At 38.0% G+C, this 17814-nt stretch carries 21 protein-coding genes and 1 pseudogene; 13 read left to right on the top strand and 9 right to left on the bottom strand.

The window, feature by feature from the left end:
- The 8 genes from G7B20_RS10280 to G7B20_RS10245 all read left to right on the top strand — a co-directional run.
- Positions 1-244 (top strand): hypothetical protein (locus G7B20_RS10280; RefSeq protein WP_205600328.1); only part of this gene is annotated, 244 nt, incomplete at its 5' end.
- 36 nt (positions 245-280) lie between these two features.
- Positions 281-1024: a DeoR/GlpR family DNA-binding transcription regulator gene (locus G7B20_RS10275; protein ID WP_079642721.1), complete on the top strand. Its 744-nt coding sequence runs from the start codon at positions 281-283 to the stop codon at positions 1022-1024.
- Between the two features lie 34 nt (positions 1025-1058).
- Entirely contained in the window at positions 1059-2525 is a 1467-nt protein-coding gene (locus tag G7B20_RS10270; protein ID WP_164110931.1) for a lipopolysaccharide biosynthesis protein, read from the top strand.
- Positions 2526-2535: 10 nt separating this feature from the next.
- A complete protein-coding gene (locus G7B20_RS10265) occupies positions 2536-3402 on the top strand; it encodes a glycosyltransferase family 2 protein (protein WP_164110930.1) in 867 nt (288 codons plus the stop codon).
- Between the two features lie 4 nt (positions 3403-3406).
- Positions 3407-4321, top strand: coding sequence for a sugar transferase (locus G7B20_RS10260; protein ID WP_164110929.1), 915 nt, complete (start codon positions 3407-3409; stop codon positions 4319-4321).
- Between the two features lies 1 nt (position 4322).
- Positions 4323-5075, top strand: coding sequence for a glycosyltransferase family 2 protein (locus tag G7B20_RS10255; RefSeq protein ID WP_164110928.1), 753 nt, complete (start codon positions 4323-4325; stop codon positions 5073-5075).
- Positions 5056-5292 carry a DUF3820 family protein gene (locus G7B20_RS10250; RefSeq protein WP_240452865.1) on the top strand — a complete coding sequence of 79 codons (237 nt, stop codon included), beginning with the start codon at positions 5056-5058 and terminating at the stop codon, positions 5290-5292. Before G7B20_RS10255 ends, G7B20_RS10250 begins: the two co-directional genes overlap by 20 nt.
- Before the next feature lie 89 nt (positions 5293-5381).
- On the top strand, positions 5382-6353 hold the full coding sequence (locus G7B20_RS10245; RefSeq protein WP_164110927.1) for a rhodanese-related sulfurtransferase: 972 nt from the start codon (positions 5382-5384) through the stop codon (positions 6351-6353).
- 41 nt (positions 6354-6394) lie between these two features.
- Here G7B20_RS10245 and G7B20_RS19765 read toward each other — a convergent pair whose 3' ends face one another.
- Both G7B20_RS19765 and trmB read right to left on the bottom strand, forming a co-directional pair.
- Positions 6395-6949, bottom strand: coding sequence for a gliding motility-associated C-terminal domain-containing protein (locus G7B20_RS19765; protein ID WP_410528435.1), 555 nt, complete (start codon positions 6947-6949; stop codon positions 6395-6397).
- 336 nt (positions 6950-7285) lie between these two features.
- The gene (gene trmB / locus G7B20_RS10235) at positions 7286-7939 is read right to left on the bottom strand and encodes a tRNA (guanosine(46)-N7)-methyltransferase TrmB (protein ID WP_164110926.1); all 654 of its coding nucleotides are present in this window, start codon (positions 7937-7939) and stop codon (positions 7286-7288) included.
- Between the two features lie 282 nt (positions 7940-8221).
- Here trmB and G7B20_RS10230 point away from each other — a divergent pair, with 282 nt between their 5' ends.
- Entirely contained in the window at positions 8222-9151 is a 930-nt protein-coding gene (locus tag G7B20_RS10230) for a GDP-L-fucose synthase family protein (protein ID WP_317164273.1), read from the top strand.
- On the opposite strand, the gene G7B20_RS10225 is transcribed toward G7B20_RS10230, so the two are convergent.
- From G7B20_RS10225 to G7B20_RS10215, 3 genes are all read right to left on the bottom strand, one after another.
- Complete coding sequence (locus tag G7B20_RS10225; protein ID WP_164110923.1) at positions 9148-9669, bottom strand: hypothetical protein; 522 nt, start codon at positions 9667-9669, stop codon at positions 9148-9150. The two genes, G7B20_RS10230 and G7B20_RS10225, sit on opposite strands and share 4 nt — an antisense overlap.
- Positions 9653-10120: a phage holin family protein gene (locus G7B20_RS10220; RefSeq protein WP_205600217.1), complete on the bottom strand. Its 468-nt coding sequence runs from the start codon at positions 10118-10120 to the stop codon at positions 9653-9655. The genes G7B20_RS10225 and G7B20_RS10220 overlap by 17 nt, the downstream gene beginning before the upstream one ends.
- A gap of 98 nt (positions 10121-10218) precedes the next feature.
- The gene (locus G7B20_RS10215) at positions 10219-10488 is read right to left on the bottom strand and encodes a YtxH domain-containing protein (RefSeq protein WP_164110922.1); all 270 of its coding nucleotides are present in this window, start codon (positions 10486-10488) and stop codon (positions 10219-10221) included.
- A 204-nt stretch (positions 10489-10692) separates the two neighbouring features.
- Between G7B20_RS10215 and G7B20_RS10210 the strand changes: the two genes are divergently transcribed.
- On the top strand, positions 10693-12231 hold the full coding sequence (locus tag G7B20_RS10210) for a YifB family Mg chelatase-like AAA ATPase (RefSeq protein WP_164110920.1): 1539 nt from the start codon (positions 10693-10695) through the stop codon (positions 12229-12231).
- A 2-nt stretch (positions 12232-12233) separates the two neighbouring features.
- Here G7B20_RS10210 and G7B20_RS10205 read toward each other — a convergent pair whose 3' ends face one another.
- The 4 genes from G7B20_RS10205 to rsfS all read right to left on the bottom strand — a co-directional run bounded on the left by G7B20_RS10205 (position 12234) and on the right by rsfS (position 16124).
- Positions 12234-12863 (bottom strand): rhomboid family intramembrane serine protease, encoded by a 630-nt coding sequence (locus tag G7B20_RS10205; protein ID WP_164110918.1) that lies wholly within the window; start codon positions 12861-12863, stop codon positions 12234-12236.
- A gap of 5 nt (positions 12864-12868) precedes the next feature.
- Entirely contained in the window at positions 12869-13516 is a 648-nt protein-coding gene (locus G7B20_RS10200) for a lactate utilization protein C (RefSeq protein ID WP_164110916.1), read from the bottom strand.
- Positions 13517-13643: 127 nt separating this feature from the next.
- Positions 13644-15719, bottom strand: a complete 2076-nt coding sequence (gene ftsH / locus G7B20_RS10195; protein ID WP_164110914.1) for an ATP-dependent zinc metalloprotease FtsH — start codon at positions 15717-15719, stop codon at positions 13644-13646.
- A 30-nt stretch (positions 15720-15749) separates the two neighbouring features.
- Complete coding sequence (gene rsfS / locus G7B20_RS10190) at positions 15750-16124, bottom strand: ribosome silencing factor (RefSeq protein ID WP_164110912.1); 375 nt, start codon at positions 16122-16124, stop codon at positions 15750-15752.
- 48 nt (positions 16125-16172) lie between these two features.
- On the opposite strand from rsfS, the gene G7B20_RS10185 reads away from it, so the two are divergent.
- The 3 genes and pseudogenes from G7B20_RS10185 to G7B20_RS10175 form a co-directional block, all read left to right on the top strand.
- Entirely contained in the window at positions 16173-16946 is a 774-nt protein-coding gene (locus G7B20_RS10185; protein ID WP_164110910.1) for a biotin--[acetyl-CoA-carboxylase] ligase, read from the top strand.
- A 110-nt stretch (positions 16947-17056) separates the two neighbouring features.
- Positions 17057-17506, top strand: a complete 450-nt coding sequence (locus G7B20_RS10180) for a protein-disulfide reductase DsbD domain-containing protein (protein ID WP_164110908.1) — start codon at positions 17057-17059, stop codon at positions 17504-17506.
- An 82-nt stretch (positions 17507-17588) separates the two neighbouring features.
- Positions 17589-17814 (top strand): annotated as a pseudogene (locus G7B20_RS10175) (hypothetical protein); the annotation flags it as partial.

Genomic DNA, 17814 nt, shown 5'->3' with positions numbered 1-17814 from the left:
AACCGAAGAGGAAGCAAAAGCAAGTGGTAGTAAACCGGCTGGATTCAAACCCAGATTTAAAGCTGGCGTGACTAAGGGCACCGCTCCAGTAGAAAAAGCCGAAGAACCAGCTCCTATCACTAATATAGAACCACCTGTGGCAACCGAAGAGGAAGCAAAAGCAAGTGGTAGTAAACCGGCTGGATTCAAACCCAGATTTAAAGCTGGCGTGACTAAGAATACGCCTCCGGCCGATAATCAATAGCAATAAACAGACAACCTTATATAATTCGCTAAAATTATGCTAAAAGAAGAAAGACAGGCTTATATTGTCCATCAAATAAACCTTCACAACAAAGTCCTATCGTCCGATCTCAGTATACAGCTTAATGTCTCGGAAGATACTATACGCCGCGACTTGAATGAGCTGGCTGAGAATGGTCAAGTCATAAAAGTCTACGGAGGCGCCCTATCAAAATCTTTTCAATTCCCATTTCAAGAAGGCAATGTATATGCTAAGGAGGGTAAAAAGGAAATCGCCAGCAAGGCGCTTTCTCTAATAGGAAATGGGATGACTGTCTTGATCGGAGGCGGTACTACTATGATAGAATTGGCCCGTCTTATTCCCAACGATCTACAATGCACGTTCTTCACAATAAGTCCTCTTGTGGCGCTTGAACTGGCTGAAAAAGACAATATTGATGTTTTTCTATTAGGAGGAAAGCTATCGCGCAATACTAATATTGTAACAGGCTCTCAGGTAATCAATGAATTGGCCGACATCCGCGTAGATCTTTGCTTACTGGGCACGAATAGCCTTTCTTTGGAGGAGGGTATTACCGACTCAGATTGGGAAGTCGTTCAGATCAAACGAGCTATGATCAAATGTTCTAAGAGTCTGGCTATCCTAAGTATTGCTGAGAAACTAAACTCCAATCAAAAGATGCGTGTCATGCCTTTAAAAGATGTGACTTACCTTATTACGGACTTAAATCCTAACGATATTTCACTGAAGGATTTCAGAAATGCTGTTCAAGTACTATAGTGTGGTTCGCAATTAAGAGTATTAATACTTTTCCATGAGTCTAGAAGAAGAGAGAATGAATAGCAGCTCCCTAAAGAACAAGACGACCAAAGGGCTTCTTTGGGGTGGTCTTTCTAATGGCCTACAACAGGTAATTGGTGCACTATTCGGAATATTATTAAGCCGAGTGTTGACCCCTTCAGATTACGGTATGATAGCTATGGTGACAATATTTTCTCTCATTGCCTCAGCCTTTCAAGAAAGCGGATTTGTGAATGGAATCGCAAACAAAGCTTCGGTCGGTCACAAGGATTACAACGCGGTTTTTTGGTGCACTATAAGTGCCAGTACAATATTATACATTATTTTATTTTTCTGTGCACCATTAATTGCAGGTTACTATAAAATCCCCGAATTGAAACCTTTGTCTAGACTCGTATTTTTAAGCTTTTGGACAGGTAGTTTTGGCATTGCACACAATGCCTATCTATTTCGAAATCTAATGGTTAAAGAAAGAGCGATTACATTGTTCTGTGCACTCGTAATTTCCAATTTAGCGGGGCTTACTTTTGCGTACTTAGGTTTTGCTTATTGGGGTATTGCTATACAAACAATAATCTATACATCAACTTGCAGTTTATTATTCTTTTACTTCTCCAAATTTAGGCCATCATTTAAATTCAATTTTGAACCTCTAAAGGAGATTATCGGGTTTAGTAGCAAAATTTTCGTTACAAACGTCTTTATTCATATAAACAACAACGTGTATTCATTGGTTCTAGGAAAATATTACTCGCCAAAAGATGTTGGTAATGTTGGACAAGCTGTGAAATGGAATCTGATGGGACAATCCGTGATCACGAACATGATAAACAACGTTGTGCAGCCGGTTCTTAATGAAATTCAACATGATCAGGATAGACAAGTACGTGTTTTTAGAAAAATCCTAGCTTTCACATCCTTTATAGCATTTCCTCTTTTATTTGGTCTCGCGCTTGTTTCTGAAGAATTTATCATTATCGCTTTAACAGAAAAGTGGCTTGATAGCGCGCCCTACTTAAAGCAGCTATGTGTTGGAGGGGCTTTCTTAGTTGTTTCAAATGTATTTTCTAATCTTATCTTGAGTAAAGGTAAATCCAACATCTACCTGCTCAGTATAGTTTCGTTTGGAATTATACAGCTACTTATTTTGCTTTTTGCACATGGTTCTGGTATTTTGTTTATGCTTCAACTCACAGTATTATTACAGATTTCCTGGTTATTCGTATGGTATACTTTAGCAAAACCCTACATCAATTATTCTTTATTAAATATACTATATGATGTTTTTACATATGCTTTATTCGCAGCATTGGCCGCATCTATAGCTAATTTTTCAATTTCATTTTTCTCAAACGACTACTTACGTTTGACAGTAGCTATTTTATCCATGTGCTTGTCTTACGTTATATTAAACAAGTTGTTTTTCCCTGTTATTCTGAATGAAATAATTGAATATATGAGAAGAACAATACGCAAGTAGATTAAAAATCATGAAAAGAGTTCTCACAATCATAGTTACCTACAATTTTGAACCATGGCTAGACAAATGCATTCAGAGCGTATTAGGGTCTTCTTATCCTACTGATATCTTAGTTCTAGACAACTGCTCCAAAGACAATACGGTTAACCTGTTGGAAGAGAAATATCCTACAATCACTATTGTCAAAAATAAAACAAACCTTGGTTTCGGCTGCGCCAATAATATCGGTCTAAAAAAAGTAATTACTGAAAGATATGACTTCGCCTTTTTAGTCAACCAAGATGCTTGGATTGATAAATATTGTTTGGAAAGACTAATAAACGGTTACACTCCTGCATTAGGAATAATCTCCCCGATGCATTTTGATGGCACAGGAAATAATCTCGATGAGGGATTTAAAAATTATATCAAAAATTCACAAAGAACCATCGATGGGGAAATCACCCCTTTTATCAATGCAGCATTTTGGTTAGTACCAACTCAAACTATAAAACGTGTTGGCTACTTTTCCCCAATTTTTTATCATTATGGTGAAGATAAAGACTATGCAAATCGAATAAACTATCATAATCTAAAAACAGCTTATGTTGAAAACGCATTAGCATACCATGACAGACAAAATAGGATTATGAACGCCGACAACCTATTTAAAAGTGAATTTGTATTCTACCTAACTGAGTATTGCAACATTAACTACAACTTTATAACCGCCTTCACCCTTTCCATAGGAGGAATTGGCAAAAAGCTAATAAAAGCTTTTATATCAAAAGATAATGAATCTACAAAATCCTATTTAAGTATAGCTTGGCGTATCTTTTGCTTAACCTCTAAGGTGATAAAAACGCGAATTGATAATAAAGCTACTCAAAAATTATAATTTCATGAATCCTTTAGCTCCAGTTATAGTATTTGTATTTAACCGTCCGCAACATACTCGACGCATGTTGCAAGCCTTAGAGCTTTCACGATTATCGTCTGATTCGGATATATATATATATTCCGACGGGGCTAAGAATTCAGATCAAATAGACAGTATTAATAAAGTCCGTGCTATCATACGAGAGCCTTGGAATTTCAAAAGTATACATATCATTGAAAGATCTAAAAATATTGGCCTAGCCAATAACATCATCAAGGGAGTGACCGAAGTAATCGACAAACACGGAAGGGCTATTGTCCTAGAGGATGACTTAGAGATTTCTGAATTTGCATTGCAATATTTTAACGATGCATTAGTATGTTATGAAGAGGATGAGCAGGTCATGGAGATCAGTGGATACATGTACCCTATCGCCAATGTGGATGATCTACCTGAAGCTTTCTTTTTCCGGGTTGCCAATAGCTGGGGATGGGCTACATGGGCACGTGCTTGGAAGCATTTTAACCCTAATATAGACGAGTTAACAAATGATTTTTCTAAAGATGATATCAAGCGTTTTAGCATCGATCATACGGAAAATTTCTGGAAGCAGGTAAAGCTGTTTAAAGCCGGAAAAATAAACTCTTGGGCTATCCGATGGTATCTCTCCATTTTTAATAAAAATGGGCTTGTTCTTTATCCTAGAACATCTATGATCCAAAATATGGGTACCGATGGATCCGGTACACATTCCGATGTGGATGAAATTTATAACGTGACATTGGCAACCCAAAAAGTTAATAACTTCCCCAAGGATATTGAAGAACACAAGACTGGCTATGAAGCAATCAAGCTTTTTTATAAAAACCGTAAGGGGTCTTATGTCAAACGACTAGCCCGATATATTCGTAAACATTGGGGCAAACTTAAAAAGTAACGTGGAAGCAGTTAAAATATCTATAATCACCATCGTATATAACAACGTTAGAGACATTGAGTACACGATATCTTCTGTGCTTAATCAATCGTATCCGGATATTGAATATATCATCATAGATGGCGCATCTACGGATGGCACATTGGATATCATCAATAAGTACAAGGATCAAATCAGCACCATCGTTTCAGAAAAAGACAAGGGAATTTATGACGCCATGAACAAAGGATTAGCACTCGCCACAGGTGATTATGTTCTTTTTCTAAATTCAGGTGATGAGCTCTATGATAACAATACAATCCGTTGTATTGTAGAAAAAGGAAAAGGGGCTGACATCATCTACGGTGAAACTAAACTAGTGGATGAACAGCGTCAAATTGTCGCTGACCGGCGGCATAAGGCTCCAAATAAATTTGATTGGCAATCCTTTCGCTATGGAATGAATATCTGTCATCAGGCGATCTATATAAGACGTAGTATTGCTGAGCCTTACGACCTCAACTATAACCTGAGCGCCGATATAGATTGGATAATACGTGCCGCTAAAAAGGCAAAATCAACTCAGAATGTTCATCAATATGTCGCTCGGTACCTTGTTGGGGGAATGTCTCAAAAAAGACATCGCCAAAGCCTAAAAGAACGCTATCAGATCTTTAGAAAGCACTATGGCCGTTTCAATAACTGGATTAATCACGGTATTATAGCATTACGATTATTCAAATACAGAATCAAGCATGGCAAAACAAGAGAATAATATACTTAATCCGGAAATCCTAGTTGAGTTGGCTAACAGCAAGATGCCCTATGGAAAATACCAAGGTTGGGCGCTGCTTAGATTACCTGAACCGTATTTGACGTGGTATAGGCAGAAGGGGTTTCCTGCTGGCAAACTGGGTATTTTGCTCGCTACTTTATACGAGATCAAAGTTAACGGGCTTGAATATTTGTTATTACCTTTGGTTAAAAAGTAACGCTCGTCATTTTTATATTATTCATTTTATTTAACTTTGCATCATTAATTCAAACATTAAACGCCGTTTGCAGCGGTATCAATGAACATATGACAAATTATCAAACATTACTGTACTACTGTTACAGCCCTATTGAAAATGCAGAACAATTTGCTGCAGATCACCTCGATTTTTGTAAATCTCTGAACCTAGTCGGTCGTATCATTGTTGCTGATGAAGGGCTCAATGGCACTGTATCTGGCACGCCAGAGTCCTGTAAGGCTTACATGGACGCTATCTATGCAGATGGTAGATTCAATCACACTGAATTTAAAATCGACGACGTAGAAGAACCTTCTTTCATCAAGATGCACTGTCGCTATAAGCCTGAGATCGTCCACTCTGGACTACGTGACCCCAAGGAAATAGACCCAAATCAACGAACGGGAATACATTTAGAACCAAAGGATTTCATGGAAATGAAGGACCGTGAAGATGTTGTTGTATTGGATGTACGTTCGAACTATGAGCATAATGTTGGTAGATTCAAAAATGCAGTCACTTTGGATATTGAAAATTTCCGTGAGTTTCCTGAAAAAATCAAAGAGCTCGAACAGTACAAAGGCAAAAAGATCCTTACCTACTGTACAGGAGGAATCAAATGTGAAAAAGCCTCCGCCTTATTACTTAAAGAGGGATTTGAGGATGTTTACCAATTGCACGGAGGAATTATAAAATATGGTAAAGAAGCGGGTGGTAAAGATTTTGATGGAAAGTGTTACGTATTTGACAATAGAGTTACTGTCGAGGTAAACTCAACCAACCCGGTTGTTGTATCTACCTGTAAAAACTGCGGGGCTACCACTCCGAAAATGATTAACTGTGCAAATCCAATCTGTAACGAACACTTTACACAATGTGACGCATGTGGTGAGCAATTAGAGGGATGTTGTTCGGTCGCTTGTATGGAAAGTCCCAATAAACGGGAATATGATGGCACTGGATATTACGTTAAAATACCTCAACCGGTGAATATGGAGAAAATATCGAAGCGTAAGCATAAAAAGTTTACTGCTAAATAAAAAATAGACGAATAAAATAAAAAGCGAGTTTTACTCGCTTTTTATATATATCTAAGATCTAAATCCTTCAGAATTAAGATATAACCATTTTTAGAATAGGATTTAAATCCTTGTTTGTAAAAAATAATATTGTAATAATAAGTACCCTCTTTTACCGATTCATCAGGAGTCCAATTATTGTTATAGTTCTGTGATTCATATTTTAACTTTCCAAACCTATCAAACACTTTTAACTCAACATAATCAAACAGATTTAGGCCTATAATAGAAAAAGTATCATTTTTGCTGTCATTGTTTGGCGTGATTGTATTGGGTATGTAAGTTCCGGTTACATCAATGAAAACAGTAGCAGGTTCAGAAAAATTGCCCTTTAAGTCTGCAATTCGATAACTAAACTTGTCAGTTCCTGTAAAATTGTGATTTGGTTGATAGACTACCTTATTTGACCCGTCAATATAAACATTACCTTTTTCCGGATTAGTGAGTACGACCAGGCTTTTAATATTTACTTCACTTCCTTCTGAATAATCATTTAACCAAGGTCTTATCTCTGTATTAAAATTATAACTGGTTTTGATCGTATCATTGACTGCTATGGCTTTTGTTCTATGTATATTTACGATTAATTCAGATCTATTACTCTCTAGACCACTATTTGACTATTTTGTCTCGTTGCATTCGGATCTGTGGTATCTGCCGCTCGAACAATTCCAGCTTTCACGGGAATTCCGCCCAAAAAACTTCTTCATATTGAGACACCCTAGCCTCAAAAACATAGGTCAATATACAACCTGATGGAAGATTAATAGAAGACGTAAATTGACTAAAGATAGTAAAAATCACCTGTACTTGGGCGAATCAAAATAACACCTTCAAAAAAAAATAGCTTATCCTTTTGTTAGTATAAGCTATCATATTAACAGAATTCACAATTATTTCCCAAACGTCCACTCTACATAATTGATATTCTTATCGACTGCTAAATATTTCTTTTCGTAATACGTTTTTATCGAGAGAACTTCATCCACCAAATCAGACTTATATAGATCTGTTGTTTCTTTAAGAACCGGTAGCTTTTGTAAGGCAATTTGTTCGCGGGTATAACCGTAGAAAAAGTCGCTGTCCGTTTTTAAATGCATAAGTCCTCCTTCTTTCAAAATTATCTTATAACGCTCTAAAAAAACCGGGTTGGTCAACCGCTTTTTCTCTCTACTATCTTGCGGCTGTGGATCTGGAAAAGTAATCCAAATTTCCGAAATTTCATCCTCGGCAAAATGCTCTAAAATCGTTTCGATTTGAATACGTAGAAAACCCACATTTTCTATTCCTTCTTCCAATGCCGTCTTTGCGCCTCTCCAGATACGATTACCCTTATAGTCTATTCCTATAAAATTAGTGTCGGGAAATAACTTCGCTAGATTAACAGTATACTCTCCCTTACCACATGCAAGTTCTAGAATTAATGGTTTACTATTTCCAAAAAAATCAGAGCACCATTTACCCTTATATTCTTTTCCCGCGTCCAATTGAACCACATTTTTAAAGGTCGCTACTTCTGCGAATTTTCTTAATTTATCCTTTCCCATAACAAATAATAAGTCGCAAAAATAACCTTATATTTTCTCTATAAAAAATATAAGGATCAGAAAAGCTTTAAAATTCAATTTCATACGGAAGTAATTACTTCACTAACTCCCCAAGCTCGGCTTGTCCTTTAATAGCCACATGGAATATCCAGACGCTCACAAGTACTTACATTGAATTCGTCTTTATACCATACTGACTACAGGCATACTATATATTACCACGCTATTATATTGCGTACAATGCTGAATTTATGTAGGTTTGCAGTAATTCAATACTTTGCCGTGGAAAAAGAAGCTAAAATCTACGTAGCCGGCCATAGAGGGATGGTTGGGTCTGCGATATATAACAAATTAAATCAAGAGGGTTTCACAAATATTATAACGCGTACCTCACAGGAGCTTGATCTTCGTAACCAACAAGCTGTAGCGGCTTTCTTTGAAAGCGAAAAACCAGATTACGTATTCTTAGCCGCAGCAAAAGTAGGAGGTATCGTTGCAAATAACACTTATAGGGCAGATTTTATATACGAGAACTTGGCTATACAAAACAATGTGATACATCAATCACATGTACATCGAGTCAAAAAACTTCTATTCTTAGGCTCTTCCTGTATATATCCTAAACTAGCTCCACAACCACTGAAAGAGGATTATTTATTGACAGGAACTTTAGAGCATACCAATGAGCCCTATGCGATTGCAAAGATAGCTGGCATAAAAATGTGCGAATCCTATAGAAGCCAATATGGGGACAACTTCATTTCTGTAATGCCGACTAATCTATACGGCTATAATGACAATTATCATCCCGAAAATTCGCACGTACTTCCTGCATTAATTCGGAGATTTCATGAAGCAAAACTCAATAATACACCCGAAGTTGTGATTTGGGGCACAGGAACTCCGCTTCGTGAATTCTTGTTTTCAACAGATCTGGCAGCAGCATGTGTTTTCTTAATGGAGAACTATGATGAAAGTCAGTTTATCAATATCGGTGTGGGGCATGACATTACTATAAAAGATCTGGCTCTTCTCATCAAAGATATTGTGGGCTACAAGGGGGAGATAAAATTTGACCAGACTAAACCTGATGGAACTCCCCGAAAACTGATGGATGTAAGTAAACTACGTCAACTGGGATGGAAACATCAGGTTAATTTAGATGAAGGTATTCGTCTAGCCTATAAAGATTTTATAGCGAAACACTATTAATAGGTTTCGCTATCTGGGGGAATACCAAAATTAAGCGTATCTTGTTCTTCCCCATCTGATAAGGGTGCAATATCACGGTGCTTCTTTTTAGACTTCTTCTTAGGTCTTACAAAGTCGGTTATTTTGGAAATAACTGATCCTACTTTATCTTGAGTAATGCCTCCGACAGCTTTCTCAGAGGCTAACAATACTAGTGCTTTTTTCAACCAACTTGAATTTCGGAGAAAAGTACGGTTTAATACCAAAGGTAAACCTAATTGTATCACTCTTCCCAACCAATCACTTTGATTCGCAGCACCTGCATTTGTTCCCCCTTTAAAAGAAGAAAAAATACCCTTTACTAAATCAACTCCTGGAATGCTCGACGCAATAGTTCCGACAAAGCGAGCAGGAGCTTCTACTTTATGCTTGAGAAGATGATATTGATCAGCTAAGTATGCTTCCTGCTCCTTTTTAAGCTGACTTAAACGAGCAATCTCTAACCTCAACTCTCCTATATTATTAATTTTTGCTTTCATTTTCCTCTGCTGTTTTGTGATCTGCTTGCGAATTATAACTCTTAAAATTTGCATTTTCTTCAAAAGAGCCCTCTTGTTTAGAATCTTCCTCTACGTCTTCATCCTCATGCCACTTACCAAGAACTTTACGAATAGTGATATCCATAAATTTAGCTTCCAATTTAGGCTCAACCGCTCTAATGATTAACAAGATCACAAAAAACACCCCCCCTGTAGTCAAAAAGCCTAATGCATTGCTACCTAATAGCTCTCCAAGGAAAAAACCCAATGCTAAAGAAAGGAAAAATATAATAATCAATATCAAAAGTAACTTCGTGGCATCCAATATTAGTGCACCGATAATTCTTCCTCCTTTAGCCATTGCCTTTAACTTCAACAGCTCAATCTCTGTATCTATGTACTCCTTAGCCTTCTGAAAACTTCCTGAAAATGAAAACTTTTGATCACCCATTGAATTTTTATTTATTTTATGAAGTACGGTTGTATCAATTTACCGTACTTCATAAATCTGTATATATTTTACTACGCTGAACCGACAGTCTGTTCAGACTATGCATGTTCTTCTATTTCGTCGTTGACAAAACCTTCGGTTTTAGAAATCTTAGATTTTACTACCGCCAAAACCTTTTCTTTAAAGTCATTTAACTGATCAAATTGCTCTTCAGCACGTTCTTTTAAAGCATCGCCGAGATCCGCTAATGAATCATTTATTTTCTCTCTAGTTTCGGTTCCTTTTTCTGGTGCAAATAGAACTCCTAATACCGCTCCTGCAGCTAATCCTGCTAACAATGCCGCTACAACTTTACCGCTATCTTTCATTACTCTCTATATTATATATGTTTAACTTAAAAAATGAAATAGTCTATATGATATTAAACAATAAAAAAACAAAATCGTTTGAAATAAGTATATCTAATGCTTTTAATATAACGTTTTTATCACAAAACAGCAAAAACAAGTCCAAACTTAGCGCAATGATTAACTAATTTTTATTTAACTTTAGGTTGGCCAACTATAACAATTATGCTAGTAAAAACCTTTAGCAGTGCCGTTTACGGTATAGAAGCATCAACGATTACGGTCGAAGTCAACGTCTCTACAGGCACTAAATACTATATTGTAGGTCTCCCCGACAATGCTATAAAAGAGAGCCTACAACGTATAGAAAGCGCCATATTGTCAATAGGATACCGTATGCCACGACAAAAAATCGTTGTCAATTTGGCACCCGCAGATATTCGAAAAGAAGGTTCTGCCTATGATTTAGCAATAGCAATTGGTATACTAGCAGGCTCTGCTCAGATTTTGGATGATAGACTTACAAACTACATCATTTTAGGCGAACTTTCCTTGGATGGTACAATACAACCTATCAAAGGTATCCTTCCTATAGCGATTCAAGCAAAAAAAGATGGCTTTAAAGGCATTATCCTGCCCAGTGCAAATGCAGCCGAAGCTTCTATTGTCCGAGACATCGATATTTTAGGCGTAGATAAGCTCTCACAGGTAGTTGATTTCTTGAATGGAAAGGTGAACTTAGAACATACAAGCAAGGATACTCCAGAAAACCTATCGGATATCACAAATTCGAGTGAATTGGATTTTGCTGATGTTAAAGGTCAGGAAAACATAAAAAGAGCCTTAGAAATAGCCGCTGCCGGTGGACATAATATTATTCTCATAGGTCCACCAGGCGCAGGAAAAACTATGTTGGCCAAACGCCTTCCTACGATATTGCCTCCTCTGACATTCGAAGAAGCTCTAGAAACGACAAAAATACACTCCGTATCAGGCAATCTCTCTAAGAAAGAATCGCTAATAAACGTACGTCCCTTCCGCGCCCCGCATCACACAATCTCCGATGTCGCATTAGTAGGTGGAGGTAGTACACCGCAGCCTGGAGAAATCTCACTAGCACATAATGGCGTACTCTTTCTCGATGAGCTACCGGAGTTTAAACGCACCGTATTAGAAGTCTTGCGACAACCTTTGGAATCGCGGAACATTACTATTTCAAGAGCTAAGTTTACGATAGACTACCCTGCAAGCTTTATGTTAGTTGCGGCAATGAATCCCTGCCCTTGTGGTTACTACAACCATCCTGAAAAGGAATGTGTTTGTGGATCAATGGTTGTACAACGCTATTTAAGCAAAATCTCCGGACCTCTACTCGACCGCATTGATCTACACATTGAGGTGACCCCGGTACAGTTTAAAGAGCTAACTGATCAAAAAGAAACAGAAAATAGTCAGTGGGTAAGGCAGCGCGTGGTGAAAGCTAGAAAAATCCAAGAACAACGCTTTGCCCACAAAAACGATATATACTGTAACGCACATATGCCGACAAAATATGTACAGGAAATATGTCTATTGGACGAGTCCGGCAGTTTATTATTAAAAAATGCGATGGAAAGACTCAACCTATCGGCTAGAGCTTATGACCGTATACTAAAAGTCGCCAGAACAATAGCGGACATGGATGACTCGGATTGCATCTTGAGTCAACATATTGCAGAAGCCATACAATTTAGAAACCTAGATCGACAAAGCTGGTTAGGCTAACTTTAAAACTGCTCAATAAAATGTCTAAAGATCCAAGGATAGAGTATTATTGTGATCAATACGCCTGAAAGAGCGCCAAATAAATGTGCATCGTGGTTAATCCGATCACTTGATCTTTTAGAGGCCCAAATACTATATCCTACATAAAGGACAGCAAATAGATAAGCTGGCATAGGAATGACCATAAATATTCCAAGAGTTGCTTTTGGCTGAAACAGTATGTAGCTAAATAGCACCGCTGAAATCGCGCCCGAAGCTCCTAAACTGTAGTATCCAGGATTATTTTTTTGCTGTATGATAGTCGGAATATCACTTAAGACCAAACTAATTAAATATAACAACGCGAAATACAGATGTCCAATATCTCCGCTCACCTGAACAAAAAATCCCTCCAGTGCAAAACCAAAATAGTAAAAGGTGATCATATTGAATAATAGGTGTCCCCAATCGGCATGTATGACTCCGCTTGTCAGAACAGTATACCATTTCGATTTATTACGCTGTATACTATACGGGTGTAGCATCATCGAAGCATATACCTGCGGGTTAGAGAAAGCATATACACTCGTCGCGATGGTTATCGCAAATATTACCGATGCTATCGGTAGATTTAAAATATAGTCTTGAATCATTTAATCTAAAATCTATCTTCAATTAGGAAAACATAAAGCTCTTTGGGGCCATGTGCCCCTAATACGAGCTTTTTCTCTATATCAGCAGTTCGACTTGGTCCAGTGATGGTCGTTATCATCGAAGGGAGGTACTCTGGATAACGATCCTTAATTAGCGCCATCCCATGACGTATGTCCATTACCAATTGTGAGGCTTTGGCCAATACAATATGAATCGGAGGGTATATACTCAAACGGCGTCCCGCTGTATTAGCATTGCTAACCATCACACTGCCATTTCGAGCAATTAATGCTTCGCAGGATGTAATACCAACCTCCGCTTGTTCAAAGTCTTTGTCTGTTGCCAGGTAAGGAAACCCATAATGCCTCAACAAGGTCTGTATCGAAGGTTCCCAAGCATGAATTTTAGTAACCCCAAGTTCTTCAACGAGACCGATCAAATTCTCAATCACAGCAATCTCTCCATCGCAGTAAACAAATTTACCAGCTATAGCTGTCAGCTCCCGCGCAAATGTAACATCGAGCGACTCCTCCTCATCTTTATACAAGGCTGAATCCTCGAAATCAGGGTGCGGGTTTTCATGCTTCTGGAGAAGAGCTGTCCTGATCTTCTTTAGCATTTTTTCTTTGGCTGTTGTATTTCTGATATTCATGGGCATACCATTACTTCGTTATCCATTATATGTGCACATATAAATCTCAAATGGTATCAAAACTTCGTTAGTGACTACTATATGGATATTTATAAACAAAAAATAGAGGGCTAACGCCCTCTTATTTTTAAATAGTATCTCCATTTAATTTTTCTGAAGGCTCCGTATTCTGAGATTCTTCAGGAATTGGCGGAATAGGCAAATCTGTTTGTGGAACACCACCTCCATCTACTCCTCCGTTGACAAATTCATCATAAGTTGTTCGGTTAGAGAAGGGACGTTTTCCCAAAATCTCTTCTAAATCTGCTTGAAACAATATTTCTTTTTCTAATAGCTTCTCGGCGATACGGATCAAGCCTTCTTGTTTATCAAGCAATAACTGTCTGGTACGCTCATAAACTGCTGACACCAAAACGCGAACTTCCTCATCGATCAACTCTGCGGTCTGATCTGAGTATGGTTTTTGAAACTGCGACTCTCCGGAACTATCGCGGAAAGAAACATTACCCACCTTATGATTCATACCATATACCGCTGTCATGGCATAGGCCAACTTGGTAATACGTTCTAGATCATTCTGTGCCCCTGTACTAATACGTCCAAATGTTATATCTTCAGCAACGCGTCCTCCCATCGTCATACACATACTATCTAAAAGCTGTTCAGTAGTGTAAAGAAATTGTTCTTTAGGTAGATATTGCGCATACCCTAATGCTGCAACACCACGAGGCACAATAGATACTTTAACCAATGGATCGGCATGCTCCAAGAACCACCCGGCGATTGCATGGCCTGCCTCATGATAAGCAACAATTTTTTTCTCCTCAGGTGATATAATTTTATTTTTCTTTTCCAGTCCGCCGATCACGCGGTCGATAGCATCTTGAAAATCCTGCATTTCAATTGCCCGCTTGTTCTTACGCGCTGCAATAAGGGCAGCTTCGTTACAAACGTTAGCAATCTCTGCCCCTGCAAAGCCAGGAGTCTGTGCCGATAATTTCTTGGCGTCCACTTCTTCAGCAAGCTTCAATGGCTTTAGATGCACATTAAAAATTTGCTCACGCCCTATTAGATCCGGCTTATCAATAGAAATCTGCCTATCAAAACGACCTGGTCTCAACAAGGCTGAATCCAAGACATCCAAACGGTTAGTAGCTGCAAGGATAATAACTCCAACATTGGTACCAAACCCATCCATCTCGACTAACAACTGGTTCAATGTATTTTCGCGTTCATCGTTCCCTCCCATTACCGAGTTTTTGCCACGTGCACGTCCTATTGCATCGATCTCATCAATAAAGATGATACAAGGAGCCTTTTCTTTCGCCTGTTTAAAAAGATCACGAACCCGAGACGCACCAACACCAACAAACATTTCTACAAAGTCGGAACCTGACAATGAGAAAAATGGCACTTGGGCTTCTCCTGCCACCGCTTTTGCCAACAACGTCTTACCTGTTCCTGGAGGGCCTACTAATAATGCTCCTTTCGGAATCTTACCTCCTAAATCAGTATACTTCTTAGGGTTTTTCAAGAAATCAACAATCTCCATGACTTCGGTCTTAGCTTCTTCCAGACCTGCAACGTCATTGAATGTAATATTTATTTGAGATTCTTTATCAAAAAGCTGTGCTTTAGACTTTCCAATATTGAAAATCTGGCCACCGCCACCAGCGCCACCACCGTTCATGCGACGCATAAGGAACATCCATAAAGCCACTATAATAATCAATGGCAAGATGAAGGAAATGAAGAATCCACCCCATGCGTTTGTACGTTCTTCCCATTTCGCAGATATCTTCGCAGTCCCCTCAGGCAAATCCTTCTGAGATTCGATTAATTTTTGATTCAAAATCTCTGCAGATCCTTCGGAGAACATGTACTGAGGGCCTTTATTTGCCGAAAAACTCAAGCTATTCCCAGACGGTGCTAGATCTTTATATTTTGGATCATTTTGAAGCTTGTCACTTTTTATGTACACCTCCACTTCAACAATATTCCCTTTGTTGTACGCAATCAATTTCTCCACATCTCCGGTACGGAGCATATCCTTTTCAAAACTCTCGTAGCTAATCTCTTTCGTACTACTGCTGTTGTACAAGAAATTCAGCGCTATAAAACCTAATATCATGGCTATATAAAGCCACATCATATTAAATTTGGGAGGAGTTGGGGTTATTTTTTTACTTGGAATTTTCTTCATTACAATAATACGTATCTTTTCAATTTCTTTTTATGCACTCTGATAGGACTCTACTTTTGCATCTCCCCAGAGATCCTCTATGCGATAACGACTACGCGTATCTGTTTTAAAAATATGCACAACAACATCAACAAAGTCAAGTAGTATCCACTCTCCATTACCTTGCCCCTCTTTATGCCACGGCCCCTGACCAAAAGCTTTATACACCTCTTCTTCAACACTCTGTGCTATTGCATTCACCTGAACATTGCTATCTGCATGACAGATGACAAAATAATCAGATACAGTTGCATTAATCTCACGCATATCCAACTTCACAATCTCATTACCTTTCTTTTCTTGCATTCCTAACACGACAATATCTGCCAGTTTGTTAGATAATTCTGAATTTTTCTTTTTACTCATTAAGAAATGTTATAGTTTTACTCAAAAACTTTATAATATCTTTTTCTTTTGCAAAATAATACATTTTTCGGACATTATCAGTCATTGCCTGTAATTGTTTTGGAGGAAACTCCCTCCACAAATGATTATTCAAAGCAACTATTGACAAATTTCAAGCCACAGATAGATTTTACTGCCATTATGGCAAAACATCAAACTCAAGGGCGCGGACAAAGGGGCACAACTTGGTCAACTACCCCCTATAGCAATATGACGGCCAGCTTCCTCTATTCTCCGCACAGTCTTTTCATAACAGATCAGTTCCTACTAACAATACACTCCAGCCTAGCAGTTTACGATGTAATAAAAGAACTTATACCAAAAGACATATACATCAAATGGCCAAACGATATCATGGTCGAAAGAAGAAAAATTGCCGGGATCTTGATCGAGAACAAAGTTTCTGGACACTATATTAAATCCGTAATCGCGGGTATAGGTATCAATGTATATGAAAGTAACTTTCCCAGCGATATAGCCCGTCGTAGTACATCGTTGGTTTTAGAAAATTCTGAAATTAATCTGACAATACTCGATTTAGTAAAAAGAATACAGCACCGTCTCTATTATTACCAAAATATTTTTTCTCCTGAAAATAGAGCTGCACATCTTGAACTATATAACGAAAGACTCTTTTTAAAAGGAATTACGGCAGATTTCATGATAAACGGCGCCTCACTACAGGGACAAATACTAGGAGTAGAAAGCGATGGACAACTCATCGTCCGCCATCAACAAGCGACCAAGAAATACGACTTAAAAGGTATAACTTATCAGTTATAACGAAAAATTTACTTGTTCGTAAGCTAATAATAAATGTACCTTAGCATTAAACTTTATGACCGGGGTTAGAGTCATACAATCAAATTACAAGTTATAGAAGAAAAATTATTATGAAAAAATTAAGCCTACTTATCGTCGCTGTATTAATAACGGTTACCGCAGCTTTAGCACAAGTTCACCAACCCGTAAAATGGAGTGTGGCCCACAAAAAATTAAATAAAAAAGAAGCTGTAATCTACGTTAAAGCTACTATTCAAAACGGATGGAATATCTATTCACAAAATGTAGCTGATGGAGGTCCAATTCCTACGTCATTCAAATTCGCCTCATCTAAAGAATATACTTTAAATGGAAAAACTGTAGAGCCTACAGCTAAAACAAAATATGAAGAGGTTTTTAAAATGAATGTACCTTACTTCACAAATGAAGTTGTATTTCAGCAAAAGGTCAAATTAACAAAAGGTACAGCAACAGTAAAAGGCACGGTAGAATGGCAAGCTTGTGACAAGACACAATGTCTACCTCCTGATGAATATAACTTTGCTGTTACTGTAAAGTAGTTTTTACACAAGGAAGATAGTAAAAGGCAGTATTTCACTGCCTTTTTTCTATTTTTATGCTTTTCAACAACTATTTCAACTTATGAAGACTTACCTGTTTTCTTTTTTTCTATCACTTTTCTTTGCCACAGCATCATTTGCTTTCTCCGCACAAGATTCATTAACGTCTTATGACGATCTTACATTTACCGACGGTAGTGTGTCGGATAGTTCCCAAGGGAGCGAAGTCCCTGATGACCTGGTATTCTCTGATGGACAGGACACGGGCAGTACACAGCTGGATAGTACCGCTGTACAAGATGAAGCAA

The sequence above is a fragment of the Sphingobacterium sp. xlx-96 genome, assembly GCF_011007365.1.
GTDB classification, from domain to species: domain Bacteria; phylum Bacteroidota; class Bacteroidia; order Sphingobacteriales; family Sphingobacteriaceae; genus Sphingobacterium; species Sphingobacterium luzhongxinii.
Note: the sequence above shows the minus strand (reverse complement) of the source record. Positions and strands in the feature narration are given on the sequence as shown.